The 21085-nt window shown below is 57.2% G+C and carries 22 protein-coding genes and 1 tRNA gene; 14 read left to right on the forward strand and 9 right to left on the reverse strand.

Translation table 11 applies throughout. The features are described 5' to 3' along the window. Positions 1 to 40: 40 nt before the first annotated feature. Positions 41 to 1126, forward strand: coding sequence for a hypothetical protein (locus DW892_RS06360; protein ID WP_117766455.1), 1086 nt, complete (start codon positions 41 to 43; stop codon positions 1124 to 1126). Positions 1127 to 1238: 112 nt separating this feature from the next. Here the strand turns inward: DW892_RS06360 and DW892_RS06365 are convergent, their stop codons facing one another. Next, positions 1239 to 1475 carry a helix-turn-helix transcriptional regulator gene (locus DW892_RS06365; RefSeq protein ID WP_117564746.1) on the reverse strand — a complete coding sequence of 79 codons (237 nt, stop codon included), beginning with the start codon at positions 1473 to 1475 and terminating at the stop codon, positions 1239 to 1241. Between the two features lie 9 nt (positions 1476 to 1484). Beyond that, positions 1485 to 2123: a DUF2975 domain-containing protein gene (locus DW892_RS06370; protein WP_117564747.1), complete on the reverse strand. Its 639-nt coding sequence runs from the start codon at positions 2121 to 2123 to the stop codon at positions 1485 to 1487. A 701-nt stretch (positions 2124 to 2824) separates the two neighbouring features. Here DW892_RS06370 and DW892_RS06375 point away from each other — a divergent pair. From DW892_RS06375 to nagA, 8 genes are all read left to right on the forward strand, one after another. After that, a complete protein-coding gene (locus DW892_RS06375; RefSeq protein ID WP_117564748.1) occupies positions 2825 to 3268 on the forward strand; it encodes a PTS fructose transporter subunit IIA in 444 nt (147 codons plus the stop codon). Beyond that, on the forward strand, positions 3268 to 3549 hold the full coding sequence (gene yajC, locus DW892_RS06380) for a preprotein translocase subunit YajC (RefSeq protein WP_117564749.1): 282 nt from the start codon (positions 3268 to 3270) through the stop codon (positions 3547 to 3549). The genes DW892_RS06375 and yajC overlap by 1 nt, the downstream gene beginning before the upstream one ends. A gap of 36 nt (positions 3550 to 3585) precedes the next feature. Beyond that, positions 3586 to 4068 (forward strand): PTS N-acetylgalactosamine transporter subunit IIB, encoded by a 483-nt coding sequence (gene agaV, locus DW892_RS06385; RefSeq protein ID WP_117716286.1) that lies wholly within the window; start codon positions 3586 to 3588, stop codon positions 4066 to 4068. A gap of 90 nt (positions 4069 to 4158) precedes the next feature. Further along, positions 4159 to 4959, forward strand: coding sequence for a PTS sugar transporter subunit IIC (locus DW892_RS06390; RefSeq protein WP_035137676.1), 801 nt, complete (start codon positions 4159 to 4161; stop codon positions 4957 to 4959). Beyond that, complete coding sequence (locus DW892_RS06395) at positions 4949 to 6031, forward strand: PTS system mannose/fructose/sorbose family transporter subunit IID (RefSeq protein WP_089572402.1); 1083 nt, start codon at positions 4949 to 4951, stop codon at positions 6029 to 6031. Before DW892_RS06390 ends, DW892_RS06395 begins: the two co-directional genes overlap by 11 nt. A gap of 184 nt (positions 6032 to 6215) precedes the next feature. Continuing rightward, positions 6216 to 6947: a GntR family transcriptional regulator gene (locus DW892_RS06400; protein WP_089572401.1), complete on the forward strand. Its 732-nt coding sequence runs from the start codon at positions 6216 to 6218 to the stop codon at positions 6945 to 6947. Positions 6948 to 7061: 114 nt separating this feature from the next. Then, entirely contained in the window at positions 7062 to 8228 is a 1167-nt protein-coding gene (locus DW892_RS06405; protein ID WP_117640368.1) for an SIS domain-containing protein, read from the forward strand. A gap of 118 nt (positions 8229 to 8346) precedes the next feature. Further along, complete coding sequence (nagA, locus tag DW892_RS06410) at positions 8347 to 9516, forward strand: N-acetylglucosamine-6-phosphate deacetylase (RefSeq protein ID WP_117766457.1); 1170 nt, start codon at positions 8347 to 8349, stop codon at positions 9514 to 9516. A 75-nt stretch (positions 9517 to 9591) separates the two neighbouring features. Here the strand turns inward: nagA and DW892_RS06415 are convergent, their stop codons facing one another. After that, a complete protein-coding gene (locus DW892_RS06415; protein WP_089572399.1) occupies positions 9592 to 10176 on the reverse strand; it encodes a hypothetical protein in 585 nt (194 codons plus the stop codon). A gap of 157 nt (positions 10177 to 10333) precedes the next feature. On the opposite strand from DW892_RS06415, the gene DW892_RS06420 reads away from it, so the two are divergent. The 3 genes from DW892_RS06420 (at position 10334) to DW892_RS06435 (ending at position 12888) form a co-directional block, all read left to right on the forward strand. Further along, positions 10334 to 11215, forward strand: a complete 882-nt coding sequence (locus DW892_RS06420) for an aldose 1-epimerase family protein (RefSeq protein ID WP_089572398.1) — start codon at positions 10334 to 10336, stop codon at positions 11213 to 11215. A 59-nt stretch (positions 11216 to 11274) separates the two neighbouring features. Next, positions 11275 to 12210: a hexose kinase gene (locus DW892_RS06425; protein WP_117648435.1), complete on the forward strand. Its 936-nt coding sequence runs from the start codon at positions 11275 to 11277 to the stop codon at positions 12208 to 12210. 204 nt (positions 12211 to 12414) lie between these two features. Next, positions 12415 to 12888: a YhcH/YjgK/YiaL family protein gene (locus tag DW892_RS06435; RefSeq protein ID WP_089572396.1), complete on the forward strand. Its 474-nt coding sequence runs from the start codon at positions 12415 to 12417 to the stop codon at positions 12886 to 12888. Between the two features lie 94 nt (positions 12889 to 12982). Here DW892_RS06435 and DW892_RS06440 read toward each other — a convergent pair whose 3' ends face one another. The 3 genes from DW892_RS06440 to DW892_RS06450 form a co-directional block, all read right to left on the reverse strand. Beyond that, entirely contained in the window at positions 12983 to 13348 is a 366-nt protein-coding gene (locus DW892_RS06440) for a hypothetical protein (protein WP_117766459.1), read from the reverse strand. A gap of 14 nt (positions 13349 to 13362) precedes the next feature. Further along, complete coding sequence (locus DW892_RS06445; RefSeq protein WP_117766461.1) at positions 13363 to 13872, reverse strand: hypothetical protein; 510 nt, start codon at positions 13870 to 13872, stop codon at positions 13363 to 13365. 257 nt (positions 13873 to 14129) lie between these two features. Continuing rightward, positions 14130 to 14205 (reverse strand) — tRNA-Thr (locus DW892_RS06450). A gap of 207 nt (positions 14206 to 14412) precedes the next feature. Here DW892_RS06450 and DW892_RS06455 point away from each other — a divergent pair. Next, positions 14413 to 14895: a PTS sugar transporter subunit IIB gene (locus DW892_RS06455; protein WP_117766463.1), complete on the forward strand. Its 483-nt coding sequence runs from the start codon at positions 14413 to 14415 to the stop codon at positions 14893 to 14895. A gap of 325 nt (positions 14896 to 15220) precedes the next feature. On the opposite strand, the gene DW892_RS06460 is transcribed toward DW892_RS06455, so the two are convergent. Then, positions 15221 to 16273: an aldose epimerase family protein gene (locus DW892_RS06460; RefSeq protein ID WP_117766465.1), complete on the reverse strand. Its 1053-nt coding sequence runs from the start codon at positions 16271 to 16273 to the stop codon at positions 15221 to 15223. 206 nt (positions 16274 to 16479) lie between these two features. Between DW892_RS06460 and DW892_RS06465 the strand changes: the two genes are divergently transcribed. Continuing rightward, positions 16480 to 17244, forward strand: a complete 765-nt coding sequence (locus DW892_RS06465; protein ID WP_233546856.1) for a DeoR/GlpR family DNA-binding transcription regulator — start codon at positions 16480 to 16482, stop codon at positions 17242 to 17244. 511 nt (positions 17245 to 17755) lie between these two features. Here DW892_RS06465 and lacG read toward each other — a convergent pair. Both lacG and DW892_RS06475 read right to left on the reverse strand, forming a co-directional pair. Beyond that, the gene (gene lacG, locus DW892_RS06470; protein ID WP_199411358.1) at positions 17756 to 19177 is read right to left on the reverse strand and encodes a 6-phospho-beta-galactosidase; all 1422 of its coding nucleotides are present in this window, start codon (positions 19175 to 19177) and stop codon (positions 17756 to 17758) included. 75 nt (positions 19178 to 19252) lie between these two features. Further along, entirely contained in the window at positions 19253 to 21031 is a 1779-nt protein-coding gene (locus DW892_RS06475) for a PTS lactose transporter subunit IIBC (protein ID WP_117766467.1), read from the reverse strand. Between the last annotated feature and the right edge of the window lie 54 nt (positions 21032 to 21085).

Consider the following 21085-nt stretch of genomic DNA (forward strand, 5'->3'; position numbering starts at 1 on the left):
TTCTATTGGGGACTATGTTTCCTAACAAGGAGTAACCGATATGGGTCTGATTCAAAAGAAGGACGAGAAGGACGAGATCGACGGCATCCAGATCATCGAGCGCGGCGAAGGACCCGACGGTGACGAGGACGAGAAGATCGACCTGGTCGCCGGTACGTCTGCCGAGCACATTGCCGCCGGCACGACGGCCGAGGAGGAGGACGCCCGACTGGAGGCTCGGATTGCCGCGGATGCCGCTGACGAGAACCTCATGCCCGAGGAGCAGGATGAGGACAGCGACTCCGACGTGGACGACCACGCTTGCAAGCACAAGAAGACGATGATTGCCGCCTTTGTAGTTGCAGTCGTGATCGCTGCCGTGGTCGGCTTCTTTATTGGCAACGGTGGTTTTGGCGGCAAGGGCGTCGGCTCGGCGACCCTGACCGAGGACCAGCTCGATTCGACCGTGGCGAGCTACAGCTACAACGGCAAGAAGAGCGACATCACCGCGCGCGAGGCCATCGAGAGCCAGTACAGCCTCGATACCGTCAAGGATAGCGATGGCAACTACACCGCTCCTTCTGCCGACGTCATCCTGTCCTATGTGCGCAACAAGATCCTGCTCGACGCTGCCGAGGACGAGGGCATTACCGTCTCTTCTAAGGAGATGAAGAAGTACGCCGAGGATTCCATCGGCACTTCGGACTACAAGACCATGGCCACGCAGTACGGCGTGTCCAAGGACCAGGCCAAGCAGATCGTCCGTCAGTCCGCGACGCTGCAAAAGCTCTACAAGAAGAAGGTGGGCGATAGCTCTGCAAGCATGCCGACCGCCCCGACCGAGCCTGCTGACGGCAACGAGGAGACCGCGAGCAAGGACTACGCCGACTACATCATCAAACTTGCCGGCGACGAGTGGGATAGCTCGAAGGGCACCTGGAAGGACGCCGACAGCACCTATGCTAAGGCCTTCGCCGACGATGCCTTTACCGCCGATAGCGCCACCTATAAGCAGGCCATGACTGCCTATTACACTGCTTACCAGCAGTATTCTTCGCAGGCTTCGAGCGCCAGCTCCAAGTGGACCGAGTATGCCAACGGCCTGTACGCCAAGGCCAACATCAGCATCTACGGCCTGTTTGCGTAAGATTTGCCCGAGCTACCGAGCGCGAAGCTGATATATCTGATTAAGCCCGCTAGAACGGATGTCGTTCTAGCGGGCTTATTGCGTTTAGGCGCTGGTGGCTAAATTATGTCTATTAATCTTTAAGTCCAAAGAGGTTATCGGCTTCATCGTCAGGCATATATTCCAGTACATCGCCCGGTTGGCAGTCGAGTGCCCGGCATATCGCGTCAAGAGTTGAAAAGCGCACGGCAGAAACCTTGCCCGTCTTGATGCGCGACATATTGACCTGGGAGATACCCACGCGTTCCGCAAGCTCTTTGGATGAAATCTTGCGTTCGGCAAGCATGCGGTCGAGCCGCAGAATAATCATGGATTCCCCCTAGAGCAACTCGTCATCTTGTTTTTGCAGGATACACCCGTACTGGAAGATGCTGGCAATCAGGCTAATAATTAGGCCTGCAAAGAGCATAGAGAGGTCGAGATGCTGCCCGCCAAGCGCATCCGTAAAGCTACCGCCAAATCCTGAGAGTATCAGCCCTGTGACTATGGCACCAAAAAGTTTCACGGCAGCGCCGCCGATAAGGAACAAATGTCCTATTTGACGTAGTATGCGGATGCATTCGAGGTCAAAGGGCCTGCCCGCCTTTTCAATGGCGGAGAAAAACCTGTATGCGCTTAGCGCGATGGCAAGCGCGAGGCATGCCATCATGGCGCTCCCTATGGCAGTATGACCGTCGTGCGCGACAAGCATAAGAGGAGTCTGTTCATTGGTGCCGACGAGAGCGAGAATTGGCCCTTCGCTAGCCTCAAGCTCTACGGATTGGAGACAGAACCCTTGGGAGAGGCTAGGCAATATGACTAGATCTTCGATTGCAATGACTGCGAGGAGTGCCAGAGCGAGCGCCACGATGGTGCAGATTGTGCCCCATTTGCAGTAGCGAGTGAGCTTCCTCAGTTTGGCTATTGCCTGTTCACGGTCGATGGCTTCATTCGATTTGGATACGTTCCAGCGGATCATAGCTCCTCCAACCAATGTCTTGGATGATACTTGTATCTTATATCATACTTAATGATAAACGATAAACAATTACAGATTAGAGTAAGTAATGTTTGTGAGACGAATAGCGAGAGCTATGGCATATTCAGGGAATGGGAGTTTGGAACGCGGGGGATGGACGAGTATTGAAATACCCTGCAACCGCGCAAGTGCTTCATCGAGTCTCCCCAATTCATCTAGGAAAAAGGCTGCAAACGATTGAAATTCTCCGGTGAACGGTCGAAAACTACCGTTCACCGATAATTTCTAAACTGGTTCTAACTGGTATTAAGTCAAAAAGACCAATTCACAAATCTTCACAATGACCTGCACTTTTTCTACACGCTATATTTAGCCACCCTGTGTTGTTTAGACACGAAAATAGTTGTGATCGATTGCCAAAGCATTTCGAAACGGTTTCAAAACTGCAGGTAGAAGTGTTAATGAGCGGTAAACGGTCGATTTTTCGCCGTGAACGGTGCAAAAACGTTTTACTGTATGAATCAACGAAAGCAACCTCTTCTGTGGTGATATAGTGACAACAACACGTCACGTGGTTACTACCAGTTGAGAGACCACTGGTTCTCAAAGAACGCTTTCCAAGAAGCTTTAAGGGCGATTGCCCGTTGGCTTCCGAACATCATCGGACTCAGATCGTACACACCTTCGGAAGGGAAATTTGAATGGTTGGCTTTATTCTTACCGGTCATGGACAGTTCGCACCCGGCCTCGCAAGCGCTATCGCTATGGTCGCCGGTGATCAGCCCGCTTTTACCGTCGTTCCTTTCGAGGGCGACCAGGCTGCTTCCTACGGTGAGGATCTCCGCGCCGCTATCACCGCCATGCGCGAGGAGTGCGATGGCGTGCTCGTCTTTACCGACCTGCTTGGTGGTACCCCGTTTAACCAGGCAATGATGATTGCCCAGGATGTCGACAACGTCGAGATTCTGACTGGCACGAACCTTCCCATGGTTATTGAGCTTCTGTTCCTCCGCGGCAACGCTACGCTCGCCGAGCTTGGCGAGCAGGCCGTGACCGTTGGCCAGACGGGCATCACCGCCCAGACGGTTGCCTCCGTCGCTGGTGCCGAGGAAGAGGATATCTTCGGTGACGAGGACGGCATCTAATGGCCGATTTCGGAGCCAGCGTCCTGAGCTCCTCGGTCGCTCTTTTAGGCCTGCTTGTCGTCATGGGCTTGATTTACACCATCTGGTCGCAAATCAACATGAAGAAGAAGCAGAAGTACTTCAAGGAGCTGCACACCGAGCTCAAGCCGGGTCAGGAGGTTCTTTTCGCCGGCGGTATCTACGGAACCGTCAAGGGCATCGAAGGCGAAAAGGTCCAGATCAAAGTCCGATCCGGTGCCGTCGTAGATGTTTCGCGTTACGCGATTCAGGAGATCAAGTAACTGTCGTCAGCAAATAACGAAAGGAAGCTGATCAACATGGCAGAACCCAACATTCTTCTTACCCGCATCGATAACCGACTGGTTCATGGTCAGGTTGCCACCCAGTGGAACTCCACCCTGGGCTCCAACCTCATCCTCGTCGCCAACGACGACGTGGCGACCAACACCATGCGCCAGAACCTCATGAAGATGGCCGCTCCCGCCGGCGTCGCTACGCGTTTCTTCTCTCTGCAGAAGACCATCGACGTCATTGGCAAGGCGAGCCCGCGCCAGAAGATCTTCATCGTGGCCGAAACACCGGAAGACGTGCTTACGCTCGTCAAGGGCGGTGTGCCTATAAAGAAGGTAAACATCGGCAACATGCACATGTCGGAAGGAAAGCGCCAAGTCGCCACCTCCGTCGCAGTTAACGACGAGGATGTCGCTGCGTTTAAAGAGCTGCAGGAATTGGGGGTGGAGTTGGAGATCAGGCGCGTTCCGAGCACGCCTGTTGAGGACACGAGCAAGCTCTTCTCGTAGTCTTCGTGATCCACGTTGTCAGGAGTGAAACCCTGACATTCTGTACGTGAAATCCAAAGTGCGTACATACATTTTGAAAGGAGGAGCAAGATGGAATACACGATCTTCCAGGTCGCTCTGGTCTTCATCGTCACGTTCGTCGCGGCAATCGACCAGTTTAACTTCCTCGAGTCTCTCTATCAGCCCATCGTCACCGGCGCCGTCATTGGTCTTATCCTTGGCGACCTCAACACCGGTCTTCTCGTGGGTGGTACTTATCAGCTCATGACGATCGGCAACATGCCGATCGGAGGTGCTCAGCCGCCTAACGCCGTCATCGGCGGCATCATGGCAGCCATTCTCGCTATCGCTACGGGCCTCGAGCCCAACGCGGCAGTCGGCCTTGCCATTCCGTTCGCTCTGCTTGGTCAGCTCGGCGTTACCCTGGTCTTCACGCTTATGTCGCCGCTCATGTCCTCCGCGGACAACATGGCTCACAACGCCGACACCAAGGGTATCGAGCGTCTGAACTACTTCGCCATGGCTCTGCTCGGCCTGATCTTCGCTGTCGTCGTCACCCTGTTCTTCATCGCTGGCGCTACCATCGGTCAGACCATCGCTTCCGCCATCCCGACTTGGCTGCAGACCGGTCTCTCCGCTGCAGGCGGCATGATGCGCTTCGTCGGCTTCGCCGTCCTGCTCAAGGTTATGATGAACCGCGATATGTGGGGCTTCTTCCTCATGGGCTTTGGCCTCGCGCTCATCACCGTTGCCAACGATTCTCTGGCAACCCCTGCTCTGCTCATCCTCGCTCTCATCGGCTTCGGCATCGCTTTCTGGGACTTCCAGCAGCAGACCGAGCTGAAGGGTGCAGCTGTTTCTGACGGAGGTGACTTCGAAGATGGCATCTAATGAGTATGTGATCCCGGAGCACTACGAGGATCTTACTCCTGCTCCGCAGCTCGACCAGAAGACCCTCAACAAGATGGCTTGGCGCTCCTGCTTCCTGCAGGCATCGTTCAACTACGAGCGCATGCAGGCCGCTGGCTGGCTCTACTCCATCATCCCCGGTCTGGAGAAGATCCACACCAACAAGAACGACCTCGCGGCTTCCATGAGCCACAACCTGGAGTTCTTCAACACCCACCCGTTCCTCGTCACCTTTGTTATGGGTATCGTGCTTTCGCTCGAGCAGAACAAGGTTGACATCCCCACGATCCGCGCCGTCCGCGTCGCCGCAATGGGCCCGCTCGGTGGTATCGGTGACGCCCTGTTCTGGCTGACGCTCGTGCCTATCACGGCCGGCATCACCTCCAACATGGCCATCAACGGCAACGCCGCTGCGCCGATCATCTTCCTGGTGATCTTCAACGTCGTCCAGTTCGCTCTGCGCTTCTGGCTCATGAATTGGTCCTACAAGCTTGGCACCAGCGCTATTGACGCTCTGACCGCCAACATGCAGGCCTTCACGCGTGCCGCTTCCATCATGGGCGTCTTCGTCGTCGGTTGCCTGGTCGTCACCATGGGTGGCACCCAGATCAACCTCCAGATCCCCAACGGCACCACCCGTGGCCTTGCCCCTACTACCGTGATCGTCTCCGAGAAGGAGGCCGAGAACTTCACCGGTATGGAGGGCATCGATACCGAGACCGCTGAGGCCGGTACCATCGCCATGACCGATGAGGACGGCAACGCCCTCACCGCCGTCGATGCCGACGGCAACGAGGTCAAGTGCGGCGTCGCCGATCTGGGCAACGGCATGGAGTCCGTGACCTACGCTACCGTCACCGAGGATCCGGTCAACTTCTCTGTTGCCGACACCCTCAACACCATCGTCCCGAAGCTCGTCCCGCTTATGCTTACGCTGCTGCTTTACTACATGTTCGCTAAGCACAGCTGGACCCCGACCAAGGGCATTCTGCTGCTCTTCGTCCTCGGCATCCTGGGCGCTGGCCCGCTTGGTCTCTGGCCGAGCATCTGGTAAGGCTCTAGCTTGAGGGGTGTGTCCCTACGCGGCTCACACCCCGACCCCTTAAGCCATGTGTATGTTAAAAGCCGCGTGCTCGAAAGAGCGCGCGGCTTTTGTTTTCTTGATGATTCGGGTGTGGCAGACAGATAATGCTAAACACCCAAGGTAGCAGCCTAGTTTGAGCAAAAGGGAGGATAGGATGGCGATCGGAGCGCGCAAGCAACCGCTGTACGATCAGCTGGTCGATATTCTGACCGAAAAGATTGACCATGAATATCGCGCCGGTGACATGATTCCTTCCGAGCGCGAACTTTCGGAGCGCTATGGTCTCTCGCGCACTACGGTACGCCTGGCTCTGCAGGAACTGGAGCGTTTAGGACTGGTGGTTCGGCAGCACGGTCGCGGTACCTTTGTGACCGACCGTTCGGCAAAGGCAACCAATCTTATGCAGTCCTACAGCTTTACCGAGCAGATGCGCGCGATGGGTCGCGACCCCGAGACCACGATTCTCGATTTTTGCGAGATGGAGGCCGATAAGAATCTGGCCGAGCATATGGGATTACGTATCGGTGATCGCATTTTTAAGCTCAAGCGCCTTCGTTCTGCCGACAACATGCCCATGATGGTCGAACGCAGCTATCTACCGGTTCGTCAATTTCTGTCCCTAAAGCGACCGCTGCTGGAGCGCAAGCCGCTTTACGATGTGATTGAGCAAGACTTTCAGCAAAAGATACGCGTGGCTGAAGAGGAGTTCTATGCGAGCATAGCCCGTCCCACCGACGCCCACCTTTTGGGAATTGTCGAGGGCTCGCCTGTGCTCGATTTGGTCAGGACTACGTATAACGAGTCAAACGAGGTTGTGGAGTATACACTCTCGGTTGCTCGTGCCGATCAGTTTAAATACAAGGTTTACCACCAGCGTAGCAACTAGTGTCCGCATCGTTTCCATATGGTGATTCTTTGCATTTAACTGGTTACTACCAGATAACCAACCGAAGTGTATAATTGCACGTCAGAGGATTACTTCTAGAGAGAGGTATTAGAAATGTTCGAGAAGAGTGTCGAGGAGCTCACCGAGCTCGGCGCCCAGATCACCACGGCCGAGATTGCTCAGCAGCCCGAGCTTTGGCGTGATACGCTCAACATCTATCGCGAGAACAAGGAGGCCATCGAGGCCTTCCTGGCCGAGGCTCGCGCTATGGGCGAGGGCCGTCTGTCCGTTGTCTTCACCGGTGCCGGTACGTCCGACTATGTTGGCGATACCTGCGCCCCGTATCTGCGTCACGCCGGCAACACTGATCTCTACGACTTTAAGCCCATCGCCACGACCGACATCGTGAGCGCCCCGCGCGACTTCCTGCGCGCTGAGGATCCCACGCTCGTGGTTTCCTTTGCCCGCTCTGGCAACAGCCCCGAGAGCCTTGCCGCCGTTGCCGTTGCCAAGGAGCTCGTCCACAACGTCAAGTTCCTCAACATCACCTGCGCGCCCGAGGGCAAGCTCGCCGTCGAGTCTGCCGATGATCCCAATGCGCTGACGCTGCTCATTCCGCGCGCCAACGACAAGGGCTTCGCCATGACCGGCTCCTACACCTGCATGACCCTGCTCTCTACCCTCATCTTTGACGAGGCTTCCGACGAGCAGAAGGCCGAGTGGGTCGAGACCATCGCCAAGATGGGCGAGGAGGTCATCGCTCGCGAGTCCGAGGTTGCCGACTACCTCGCTGGCGACTTCAACCGCGTGACGTACTTGGGTTCCGGCTCCTTCGGTGGCCTTGCCCAGGAGAGCCAGCTCAAGATCCTCGAGCTTGCTCACGGTCTGGTCGCTACTTCCTACGACACCTCCATGGGCTATCGTCACGGACCCAAGTCCTTCGTCGACGACAAGACCCTCGTGTTCGTGTTCGTCAACAACGACGCCTACACCCGTCAGTACGACATCGACATCCTCAACGAGATCGGTGGCGACAAGATCGCTCAGCACACCGTTGCCGTTCAGCAGGATGGCGCTACCGTCTACGAGGGCGAGTCCTTCACCTTTAAGGGCTACGAGGCGCTTCCCGAGGGCTACCTTGCTCTGCCGTTCGTGATGTTTGCTCAGGCTATCAGCCTGCTCAACTCCGTGCGCGTGGGCAACACGCCCGACACGCCGAGCCCCACCGGTACGGTCAACCGCGTGGTTAAGGGCGTGACGATTCACCCCTTCACCGCTTAATCGCGTCCCCCTGTAAGGGCGCCCGTCCGCTCATAACGGCGGGCGGGCGCTTTTTGTTATTACGTGGGCTGGGTATAAGCATCACCACAGTCAACTGCTTTAGAAGCAAGGAGTGCATATGAGCACGTACGCAATTAAGGCTGACAAGTTCTTCTTGCCGGCAGGCCCGCAACTGGGCGGCTATCTTATGGTCGAGGATGGCGTCTTTGGCGCCTGGCAGGCCGACGAGCCCTCTTGCGAGATCAAGGACTACACGGGATCGTGGATCGCACCGGGTATGGTCGACACCCACATCCACGGCTTCTACAACCACTCAACTACCGATAACGACCCCGAGGGTATCGATATTAGCTCGACCGAGCTCGCCCGTCGCGGTACCACCAGCTGGTTGCCCACGACGTTCACCGATGGCGTCGAGCAGATCAAGGATGCCTGCGCCGCCATCGCTCAGGCTGACGAGGGCCGCGGCCCTGACTTCTGCGGTGCTCGCATTCAGGGCATCTACCTGGAGGGCCCCTTCTTTACCATGAAGCATGTGGGCGCACAGAACCCCGCTTACCTGATTGACCCCTCCGAGGAGGTCTTTGACGAGTGGCAGGAGGCTGCCGGCGGACGTATCGTTAAGAGCGCCATGGCTGCCGAGCGCGATGGCGCCGCTGCTTATGCTGCTGCCCTCAATGCGAAGGGTGTCGTGACCAGCATCGGTCACTCTGATGCCACGTATGACGAGTGCATCGCCGCCATCAACGCCGGTGCCAGCTGCTTTACGCATACCTATAACGGCCAGCGCGGGCTGCATCACCGTGAGCCCGGTGTCGTGGGTGCTGCTATGTCCACGTCCGAGACCTACGCCGAGATCATCTGTGACGGCAAGCACGTAAACCCTGCCGCCATCAAGGCGCTGCTGCAGGCCAAGGGCTGGCAGCACACGGTACTCATCACCGACTGCCTGGGCTGCGGCGGCATGCCCGAGGGCAGCTACACCAGCGGTGGCATGGACGTCATCATGAAGGACAACCTGTGCTGGCTCGCCGATGGCAAGAGCATTGCCGGTTCGGTGCTCACGCTTGCCCAGGGCGTCAAGAACATCGTCGACTGGGGCATCGCCAGCGCCGATATCGCCATTCGCATGGCAACCGAGGTGCCGGCACGCTCCGCGCACATCGAGGATAAGTGCGGCAGCATCATGCCGGGTCGCGACGCCGACTTTGTCGTGTTCGACCATGAGCTCACCCTCGTCGAGACGTATGTTGGCGGCCAGAGCGTCGGCAACGCCTTTACCGAGTAACGAAAGAAAAAGACGGCGGGCCCGAATCTGCTCGGACCCGCCGTACGGGTTAAACGCTCAAAAGCACCTTTACAGTTACAGCTTGCTAGCGATTTTCTTTGCCGTACGCTTAACGCCGGCCACCAGGCCTCCTGCAGGATGCTCCTTCTCGTATGCTAGGCGCTTCTCGCGCTTGGCGTACTCTTCGACGATGATGTCTCCATACTCGTCTTCGATCTTGTCGAAGAAGTCGACGGCACCCTTAATTTCCTCAGCGGTCGGGTGCCCCTTTTGGACACCGCCGGTGAGTTTGAACGGCCCCCACGTATCAAAGCCGGGGCAGCCGTAGACACCCATAAAGATGGCCTGCCTCATGCGGCAGATGCCATCGATATCCTTGCCGTACCACTTGTTTTTGCCACCGTAGGTCATAAGGCCAAACACCTTGTCCTGCGGCTGCAACACGTTAGTGAGCACGCGTGCCATGTCCTTGTCGATCTCGGAGTAATAGATGCCCGTGGCGACACCAATCAGATGGTATTCGTGCAGGTTGGGATACTCGTTTTTGCCGAGCGTTTTCACATCGAGGGTATCGATTTCGGGGTGCGCCTCGACGATGGCGTCCACGAGCTTTTTCGTATTGCCGTGGTGGCGTGAGGCATAAAGAATGATGGTTCGCATAAGAAGGCCTTTCAGCTGTAATTGCATCAATGTCTGTATGGTACCCCGTTACATGGCCGGGATACCGGACGCATCGATGAGCGTGCGGGTTTGTTCTATGGTTAGGATTGAAACGGGCGCTTGCGTGAAATAAAGCAGTTGTTCGAAAGGATGGGTAATGGAATACGCTCTCTCCAACGATTCGATTTCTATTAAGGTTTCCACGGCTGGTGGCTCGTTTACCTCGATTGAGGCCGGAGGTCGCGAGTACTTGTGGCAGGGTGATCCCACCGTGTGGTCCGGCCAGGCGCCGATTTGCTTCCCGATTTGCGGAGGCTTGCGCGACAACAGCGCCATGACGTTTGCCGGGCATCATGTAAAGCTCGCTCGCCACGGCTTTGCGCGCAAGCAGGAATGGAAGCTGCTGAGCCAAGGCGAGAACGAGTTGGCTATGTGCCTGGCTTCGGAGGATAACGCCGCGCTGCTGAGCGATTATCCGTATCCGTTTAGGCTCGTCGCCCGCTATACGCTCGAGGACGCCGCCGTGCGTGTCTCCTATGAGGTTACCAACGAGGGCACCGAGGACATGCCGTTCTTTATCGGTGGGCATCCCGGCTTTAGGTGCCCGCTCGATGAGGGCGAGGCCTATACGGACTACGAGTTGCGCTTTGAGAAAGAAGAGGCTGCAGAGCTTTGCACCGCTGTCCCTTCGACTGGCTTGATTGACGTGGACAAGCGCTCCAAGAACCCCATGGTGGGAAAGACGCTGCCCCTGTCGCACGAGCTCTTCGATTTTGCGGAGACCATCTTTGACGTGCTCGAGAGCCGCCAGGTCACGCTTTCCAAAAAGGGCGAGGACAAGGGCGTCCGCCTGAGCTTTGAGGGCTTCCCATATCTCATTGTGTGGAGCAAGCCCGAGGGTGATTTTGTGGCAGTTGAGCCTTGGGGCGGCCTTTCGACCTGCTCCGATGAGGACGACGTGCTTGAGCATAAGCGTGGCTGCCTTGTCGCCAAGCCCAAGGAGACCGTCGTTCGCTCGTTCACGATTGAGATTCTGTAATTCCGTTTTGTCGACTCGTATCGCGAGGCACAAGGAGCCTGCGAGATAAGGAGCTAAAAATGATCCTCACCGTTACGATGAACCCGTCCGTCGATACACGCTATCAGCTCGATGAGCTCATTATCGACGACGTTAACCGTGTGACGCCCGAAAAGACCGCCGGCGGCAAGGGTCTCAACGTGGCCCGTGTACTGGGTCAGCTGGGCGACGACGTTGTGGCAACTGGTCTGCTCGGCGGCCACATGGGCGCCTACATGGCCGAGCTCATGGATGCCAACGGCATTAAGAATGATTTTGTACCCATCAAGGGCGAGACTCGCATTTGCCTTAACATCCTCCACGCCGGCAACCAGACCGAGCTACTCGAGAGCGGCCCGACGATTGCCCCCGAGGAGCTCGATGCCTTTACCGCCAAGTTCGCCGAGCTTGCGAGCAAGGCCGCTGTCGTTACCATCTCGGGTTCGCTGCCCCGTGGTGTCGAGGCAGGCTACTACGCCAAGATCACGGGTATTGCCGAGAACGCCGGCGCCAAGGTGCTGCTCGATACCTCGGGTGCTTCGCTCGAGGCCGCCCTTAAGTCCGAAATTAAGCCCGAGCTGGTCAAGCCTAACCTGACCGAGATTAACGGCCTTCTGGGCACGAGCTTTACCACCGACGATGTGGACGAGCTCCGCGCCGCGCTCGCCTCTGATGCCCGCTTCTCCGATATCCCCTGGGTCGTCGTGTCCATGGGCGCTGCCGGCTCCGTGGGCTTCCATAATGGCCGTGCATTCCGCGCCAAGACCCCCGATATCCCCGCCGTTAACGCTACGGGCTCTGGCGATTCGACCATTGCCGGCTTCGCGCATGCGATTGCTGCTGGCGCGGATGACGAGACGGTGCTGCGTACCGCCAACACCTGCGGCAAGCTCAATGCCATGGATCCCATGACTGGCCACTTGGTTATGGATCGTTGGGACGAGGTTTACAACGGCGTTGTCGTGACCGAGCTGTAGGAGCTTGTGCGCCGCCCCCGGCATCGGTTGCTTGCTTGTGGTTAGAGTTGACGGCAAGTGCGGTAGCATTATGCCGGGGCGCGACGCCGATGCTGTCGTGTTCAATCCCGACCTTACCCTGGTCGAGACGTATGTGGGTGGCAACAGCGTCGGTAATGCATTTACCGAGTAGCTGCCAAATAAACGATCCGAGAGGGGATTTAGATGATTTACGGTGCATTGGGCGATATCGAGGAATACCGCGGAATGCTCAAGGGCCTCGACGTGCTGATCGACTGGCTCGAGGAGAACGACCCGGCACAGCTCGAGGTCGGCAGCCATCCGATTTTGGGTGAGAAGGTCTTTGCGAACGTCATGTCTCCCACGACGCGTCCCGAGGCTGAGGCTCACTATGAGACGCATCAGCGCTATCACGACCTGCAGATCGACGTCGAGGGTCGCGAGGCCTTCAAGGTCGCTACGGGCAGCCTGACGCTGGTCCAGGAGTTTGACGAGAAGGACGACTATGATCTGGTCGATTCCGACGCCTCGATCGCCGGCGATCTTGCCGACGACAAATTCGCGCTGTTCGTTGCCGGCGAGCCCCACATGCCCACGCTCGAGTTCCCGGGCGATGGCGCACAGCCGGTCAAGAAGATCTGCTTTAAGTTGCTTGCCGACGCCTACTGGGAGGAGTAGCGAGCTGCTCGGCTGAGCTGTTCGTCTGATGGCGTGATTCCCCTAGGGAAATCACGTTTGGCGGGGTTTTCTGTTTTGAATAGGGAAGCCTCATTTATTTGCGAAGAACATCGGCTAGCCGCAGGATTGAAATCATCGACCGATAAGTGAGTTCCACTTTTTCGCCCGCAAGCAGTCGTTTCGAGCCAATCTCATCTAGCCCCACAAGCCGGGAAAACAGCGGGCCGCTCATCGTGCCCTCGTCAATTGATTCCCTTATGGTCTTCAAAACGTCCGTATCATGAAGCGATGCCGAGCTGTAGGGGGCAACACGAGCGGAACTCTCAATTAACGACGAGACAAAAGGATGGAGATGCTTTGGACATAGTCCATCAAACACCACATCCCCATTGTCGTTCGAGCCGACCAGGCGCCAAGTATAATGATCGACCCAGTCATCCCCGTCGTATATGGCGTTCATGAGCAACTTCCCGTCTAGAGAGAGAAACCTATTTGGACATCGGGGCGCAAGACCGCAATCCATATCGGGCCTGCAGCAGCTCCAACCCAACGCACCACATAGGTTCCCTTTCGTACATGTGTATCAATCTGCCCCGAAATGCCGGTGAATGCAATTCCAGACCCGTTTGTCGGATAGCAATCGACGTATTTTTGTTTTCCGCTCACAACCTTGTATAGATATATCGTTCCAGCAAAAGAGAAGGGATCGTTCGCAATTTTGTCCGGAAGAACTTGCCACCTCAAAATCCCGCTACCAATATGGTCAAGCTTGACCGTTCCGCCGTCCCCCTCAAAAGTGGCAAGGGGATTTACCCAAGACTGAGAGTCGGCATCGCCCTCCTTAGCAGTTATCAGCAGACTGCCCGTATAAGACTGCTGAGGCTCACCTTCAGGACAGACAGCCTTGGCCCAAGAAGGGCCACTCAGGCAGAACAGTCCGAGCAGCATCAATACCAACAAAAGAAAACCCTTAGTTCTTTTCATCTATATCCCCAACGTCTCTCGACATTTGTATATCGTGACTATTTTAGATCTATATGGCCAATTCGAGCCCTCACCATGGCAATTGTTGCAGCTGGGTTTCTTTTCATTAAGATTTCACTTTGGTAAATCCCCGCCCCTAAGCATTAAACCCGAAGTCCACCGAGTGGGCCGCTGTTGACGTGGCGATGCTTGGATTGGCGCGCACGCACTCAAAATCGGCAACAAAAAAGCCGCCCGAAGGCGGCTATCTTGAGCAATGGAGCCAGCGACCGGGCTCGAACCGGTGACCCCCGCTTTACGAGAGCGGTGCTCTACCAACTGAGCTACGCTGGCGGCCATGTGATGACGCAACTGAGGCGCCAACGGCTGTCTATGATACGGGACATCGCACATCCGCGCAAGTGTTCTGACGGCTTTTCTCACTTTAAATGCACTAATATTAGAGGCGTGATGTCTGCAGTGCCCATTTGGTACTTGACCTGCTGTTGAGTTGGTGGCCGACGTCCCGCTCGTATGGGTCTCAAACAGAATGGGGCAGCCATGGCTCAACCCAAGATCCTTCTCACGCGTATCGATGACCGTTTCATTTACGGGCAAGACGTTGAGCTGTGGAACGAAGCCGTGGGTTCCAATCTTGTCTTAATCGTCAACGATGAGATCGCGGCGGATTCGCGCCAATGGGCACCCATGAGGGTGGCGGCGCCAGAAGGCGTTTGGACGCGGTTTTTCTCGGTGCAAAGGACCATCGACATCATTTATACCGCAACGCCGCGCCAATGGATTCTCATCATGGTGGCGTCGCCCACGGATGCACTCGCGCTGGTTAAGGGCGGTGTGCCAATAACCAAGATCAGCATCGGCCATATGCGGGCGAGGGAGGGCAAGCGCTCTGCAACGCCTGCCATTGCCGTAGGCGATACGGACATCGCCGCCTTCAAAGAGTTGCAAAAGCTCGGCATAGAGCTAGAAATCCGTTATCTCCCCAGTTCCGCCCCCGACCCCATTGGCAATCTGTTCAACTGATCCCTTGGGGACGGAGGAAAACGGATCATTTTGCCCTTGCGAGGGATGCGCGCGATGCCGCCTGTCAAAAACTATGCCCATTTACTACGTTTGGTCGGCTATCGCCGAGCATGTCGAATTTGAGAAAAACAAAACCGCAGGTAGACGGCTTGCGAATTTAACAAAAACCGGTGCATGGTCGAGCATCCCGGGCTAAACGTAGTAAATGGGCATAGTTTTGATATGTCACTCATACAGTCACAGCGAAAATGAGCCAAAAGATGAAAAAACGCCCGTCGACGGTGGTGCCGGCGGGCGTTGCTGTGCGATATGTCGCGTTGTGGGCTTAGTGCCTCATAAAGTGATATTCGATCACATTGCTATAGGGATGACCCGGGCCCACAATGCCCTGCGGGAACAGAGGCTGGTGCGGCGTGTCGGGGTACATCTCGGCCTCGAGGGCAAAGCCGGCGCCCCAGCCATAGTTGGCATCGTCCTTGGCGTGCTCGTCGCCCAGCCAGTTGCCGGTGTAGAGCTGCACGCCCGGGGCAGTGGTGTAGTAGTCCATCTCACGACCGGTCCACATCTCCTCGACGTGCATCGCGCGGCGCAGGTTGCGGCCGTACTGATAGCCATCGATGCACAGGCAGTGATCGTAGCCACGGGCCTGCTTAATCTGCGGGTCGTCGGCCTCCATGCCAGGTGCGACGGGGCGCAGCTCGCGAAAGTCAAACGGTGTTCCCTCGACCGGAGCGATTTCGCCGGTGGGAATGTTCTGCTCATTAATGGGCAGGTAGTGGGCAGCGTTGGCGATAAAGAAGTGCTCACAGTCCATGCCGGCGTTATGGCCGGCAAGGTTAAAGTACGTGTGGTTGGTCATGGACACGTAGGTGGCGCGGTCGCTCTCGCAGCCATACTCGATGCGGAAGACGCCGGTGCGCGTAACGGTAAACACGGCTGTAAAGGTTCGGTTGCCGGGCAGGCCCAGCTCGCCATCCTTAAGCGAGGTGGTCATGTGCACGGCGTTATGGACTTCGTCGAGCTCAACGTCCCACACGCGTTTATGCAGACCGTGCTCAAGATCGCTGTGCAGGTTGTTGGCACCCTCGTTGGCGGGCATATGCCAGTCCGTGCCGTCGATGGTAATCGTGGCGCCCGCGGTGCGGTTTGCCACAGGTCCGATGGTCGCGCCAAAGCAGGCGGGGTTGTCAAAGTAATCCTCGAGCTTATCGAAGCCCAGCACCACATCGCGCACGTTGCCGGGGATGTCGGGCACGTCGATGCCCAACACGGTGGCGCCATAGTCCATAATGCGAACGCAGATCTCGGGCCCGTTGAGGGTGTAACGATGAACGGGGGTACCGCAGGGCGCGGTGCCGAAAAGCTCGGAAGTGATCATTTGGTTCCTAACATCGAGATAATTCGGACAAACTGTAGCGCGAACAGGCGAGATTATCACTACACCCCACTAAAGCAGGGGGTATTTTTCTCAAAAAAGTGATGATTGGAGCTGTGCGGGCGTTCATTTTTGACGCGCACGAGTCTGATACAATTTGTTCGTTACTGTTTGAATGATATGCGCGCAAAGAACGGCGAGGATTCATCGTGATTAAGGCAGAGCGACAGGATAAGGTTCGTCAGCTGCTCGAAGAGCAGGGCACGGTCTCGGTCAAGGAGATTTCGGATGCACTGGGCGTCTCGGATATGACGATCCGTCGCGATCTTGAGGAGCTTGCGAGCCTAGGCGAGATCGAGCGCGTGCACGGCGGAGCCCGTAGTGCACAGGGCCGTCCCCACGCTATGTTGCGCCACGAGTATTCGCACAGCGAAAAGCGCACCAAGCATGCCGAGGAAAAGCTGCAGATCGCGCGCCGCGCTGTGGAGCTCATCGAGGAGGGCTCGACCATCTTTTTGGGTACGGGCACTACGGTGGAGCAGATGGCCTCGATGCTGCCGGCGTTTCGCCTGCGTATCGTGACCAATTCGCTTTCGGTGTTTAACCTGCTCGAGGCGCGCGAAGACTGCGACCTGTGCCTCGTGGGCGGTATGTACCGTCGCCGCACCGCCGCTTTTGTGGGACCAACGGCCGAAGATACCCTGCGTGCGCTGGGCATCGACGCGGCGTTTATCGGCGCCAACGGCATTCTGGATGGCGACGTGTCTACGTCCAACATGGACGAGGGCCGTATCCAGCAGCTCGCCTTTAGCAAGGCCGACTCGCGCTATCTGATCGCCGACTCCAGCAAAATCGGCAAGCGCGATTTCTATACCTTCTGTCGCCTGGACAATTTAGACGCCGTGGTGTGCGAACCGGGTATTGCTGATGGAGATCGCGCCGCCATCGAGGAGCACACGCAGGTCATCTGCTAGCTAACGCTATGGGATTGCCAACAGGCGATGCGGGAGGACTTTTACCTCCTGTCATTGTGGGGAATCAACGCGTGAGCGCTACGCGATATGACGCGTAAATGAGGACTCCACTATCAAATTGTCTCAACCTGTGACAGGTAGGGGTGAAATCACCAACCAGATGTTACAGATGGGGGGGGGGGGATTGTCCTGTGCATTTGTCTCAATCTGTAACAGCTAGGACCCAAAAACTCGACTAGATGTTACAGATCGAGATTTTGTCTACCCAGCCATCATCTTTGTCTTGATCTGTAAAAGTTAGACGCCCAAAAGCGAATCAGATGTTACAGATCTAGACATTTCGAACCGGGTGCCCCCGTTCATCTCAATTTGTAACAATTGGGGCCAAAAATCTCTGCTAGATGTTACAGATCGAGACAAATGGCCTGCTCGAGCCCACCAAAAACAAAAAGGCCGCATACGAACCCGTGGAGGGATTCGCATGCGGCCGACAGGGGGTATGCGGCAAAAGCTAGGCCATGAGCAGGCCGGTCTCCGCGACGTTCTTGTACCAGTACGCGCTCGCCTTGGGATAGCGCTTCTGGGTCTCAAAGTCGATGTAGAACAGGCCGTAACGTTTGTTATAGCCGTTGGTCCAGGAGAACTGGTCCTGCAGCGACCACACAAAGTAACCGTCGACGTTTACGCCGCCGTCGATTGCCTTGAGGATCCACGCGAGATGCTGGCGCATGTAGTCGATACGAGGGGCGTCATCGATAAAGCCGTCCTCGAAGTCGTCCTTATAGCCCATGCCGTTCTCGGTAATGTAGATTTTCTTGTAGTTGGGGTAATCGTTCTTAATGCGGAGCAGCAGGTCGTACAGGCCCTCGGGATAGATGATCCAGTCCCAATCGGTGGTGGGTACGCCTTCGCGCACGCATGACTCGCCCACGCCCTTGAGGAACCAGCGCGAGGAGCCCTTGTCGCCGGTGCCATTGTGGTTGATGTCGTTTTCGCCTTCGGCGGCACGCAGGAACTGGCACTTGTAGGTGTTGACGCCCAGGCAATCGTTGTAGGGGAGCGCGGCGGTCAGCGCGGCGATGTCCTCGTCGCGGACGTCGAGCTCGCCGCCGGCGATATGGGCCAGCTTGGTCGCAGCCTCCATGGTGTCGGCTGCATAGTGGCCGCGGAAAGTGGCGTCGAGCACCCAGCGGTTGTTGATGACGTCGGCCATGCGGGCGGCCTCGCAGTCGGCAGCGCTGTTGGGATCGAGGGGATACTTGGGCTCCAGGTTCTGGACAATGCCGATCTCGCCCTCAAAGCCGCCCTCATGGAAGGCGACGACGGCCTTGGCGTGGGCCACCATCATGTTGTGCATGAGCTGGAAGGCCTTGTCCAGGCGGTACTTCTCGCCGTGCGGCCAGTTGCCGACGATAAAGCTGCCCTCGGCGGTTGCGGGAATCTCGTTAAACGTGAACCAGTGCTTGACCTCGGCGAACTCGGCAAAGCAGAACTTGGCGTACTCGACAAAGGCATCGATGGTCGTGCGCGTCAGGAAGCCCTCGCCGCCGTCCTGGTAGAAGGCCTCGGGCGTATCGAAGTGATCGAGCGTGACATAGGGGATAACGCCAGCTTTGTTGCAGGTGGCAAAAAGCTCGTGATAGAAAGCGACGCCCTCGGGGTTAATCTCGCCAGTGCCACTGGGGAAGATACGGCTCCAAGCGATGGAGACACGAATGCCGTTAATGCCAAAACGCTGGCACAGGTCGATATCGACCGGATACTTGTTGTAGAAATCGCTTGCGGGGTCGGGGGAGAAACGACCTTGGGCTGCCAGGAAATCGTCCCAGGGCACTTTGCCCTTGCCGTGCGTGCGGGTCTCGCCCTCAACCTGGTAAGCGGCGGTGGCGCCGCCAAACACAAAGCCGTCGGGGAACTTCATGGGATTGGTCATGAGTCATCCTTTCTGTGGGATACGAATAGGGAGAGGTGCCCGAACTGGGGATCCGGGCACCAACAGAGGGAGGAGCTAGTCGAGGTTCTCGCGGAGCCACTTGATGGCGCCAGCGGGGTCGCGGGTAAGGTCGATATATTCCTTGCCGCGCGGGGCGAGCAGCTTAATGCCCAGGCGATCGGTGTCGGCCTTCATGTCGTTGTAGTAGCTACGGACCTGCGGGGCAAGCACGATAACGTCGTACTGATCCATGATGGCAGTGTGCTGGCCATAGGCACCTGCGGAGGAAGCGATGTTCTCTCCGGTCTGCGCGGCACCTTCCTTGATGGCGTTGGCAAGCATGGCGGAGGTGCCGGCGCCAGCGCACAGGACGAGGACCTTCAGACCGTCGACATCCTTCTTGGCGGATGCGCCGGCGGCGGGCTCGGGCTGATCGGCGACAGGCTCGCTGTTGACGGCAGCGGCGGTCGGCTCGACGGAAGCGGTAGTCTGCTCGACAGCGGGCGCAGAGGCGTTGGCGGCGACGGAAGCGGCACCATCGGACTCGAGACCCAGCTCGGCGGCGCGCTCGGCTTCCTGGTCGCAGAGCAGCTTATCGTATGCCTTCAAGAACGGCAGGTAGATGATGGCGTCCAGCAAGATGATGATCGCGACAAACACCAGGGCGATAAGCTGGAAGTTCGTGGTGATGAAAATGCCGATGGGGGCGGGGGTGGCCCAAGGCACCACGAAGGAGAAGCCGTTCATGCCCACGTTATCGATAAAGAACTTGGCAACACTTACGTTGACGCAGCCGGCGGCAACAAAGGGGATGAGCATGTAGGGGTTAAGGATCATCGGCGCGCCAAAGAGCAGCGGTTCGTTGACAGCGAAGGCCACAGGAACAATCGAGGCCTTGCCGACGGCTTTGAGCTGCTTGGACTTCATAAAGAGAATCAGCAGAAGCGGCACGATGAACGTGGCGCCGGTGCCGCCGAACTCACCCACGAGCGACATGTTAAAGGTGAGGGAATGGGCGGGGTGGCCGCCTGCCAGCAGAACCTGCAGGTTCTCGGCCTGGTTGGCAAGACGGATGGGGTCGATGCCCGGCTGGACGATCGAGGGGCCGTGGACGCCGATGAACCAGAAGAACGCGGTGGCTGCCTGGATAAGGATAAGGCCAGGATAGGTTTCTGCAGCGGTGAAGAGCGGGGAGAGCAGTTTGATAAGCAGCTCGGAGAACGGAACGCCCATGAGGTTGCGCACGACGACATCGATGATGCCGCAGATGATGACGGCGCCGCCGAAGGGGATGATGTCGCGGAAGTTCTGAGCGATGGCGCCCGGGACCTCCTTGGGCAGCTTAATGGTCAGATCGCGCGAGACGCAGAATTTGTAGACCCACACGGTAATGAACGCGGCGATATAGGCCGAGAACAGGCCGCGCGTGCCCATGCTGGTGCAATCGAAGACCGAAAGTTCGGAGCCGTTGAACTTGGTGGTGAACTGCGTGACTGCGAGCAGCAGCATGCTGCACTGGGCGGCCACCATGGTGGAACCGTCGTTGAGCACTTTGCCGGCGGGCATACGACGGTTCATGGATGCCGTGAAGTTCTTGGCAGTGGTGCCGGCAACCATGATGCCCATGACGCCCATGGTGAAGTTGTAGAGCTTGTTGCACCAGTCGATGAGCGGCTGGGGCAGCGTGATGCCGACTACGCCGGGAAGGGTGGCAATGAGCAGAAAGATCGAAGAGGTGAGGACAATGGGCATGCACCCAAGGAATCCGTCCTTGATGGCCTGGAGGTATATGTTCCTCGAGATCTTCTCAAAGAACGGCTGATGCTTTTCGAGCATTTTTACGATGGCGTCCATAGAGCTCCTTTACTACTTGATGCGCGATGCATGTGGATGGAACTGGTCGTCGAT

It is taken from the genome of Collinsella sp. AM40-7AC, from assembly GCF_003468125.1.
GTDB lineage: Bacteria > Actinomycetota > Coriobacteriia > Coriobacteriales > Coriobacteriaceae > Collinsella > Collinsella aerofaciens_O.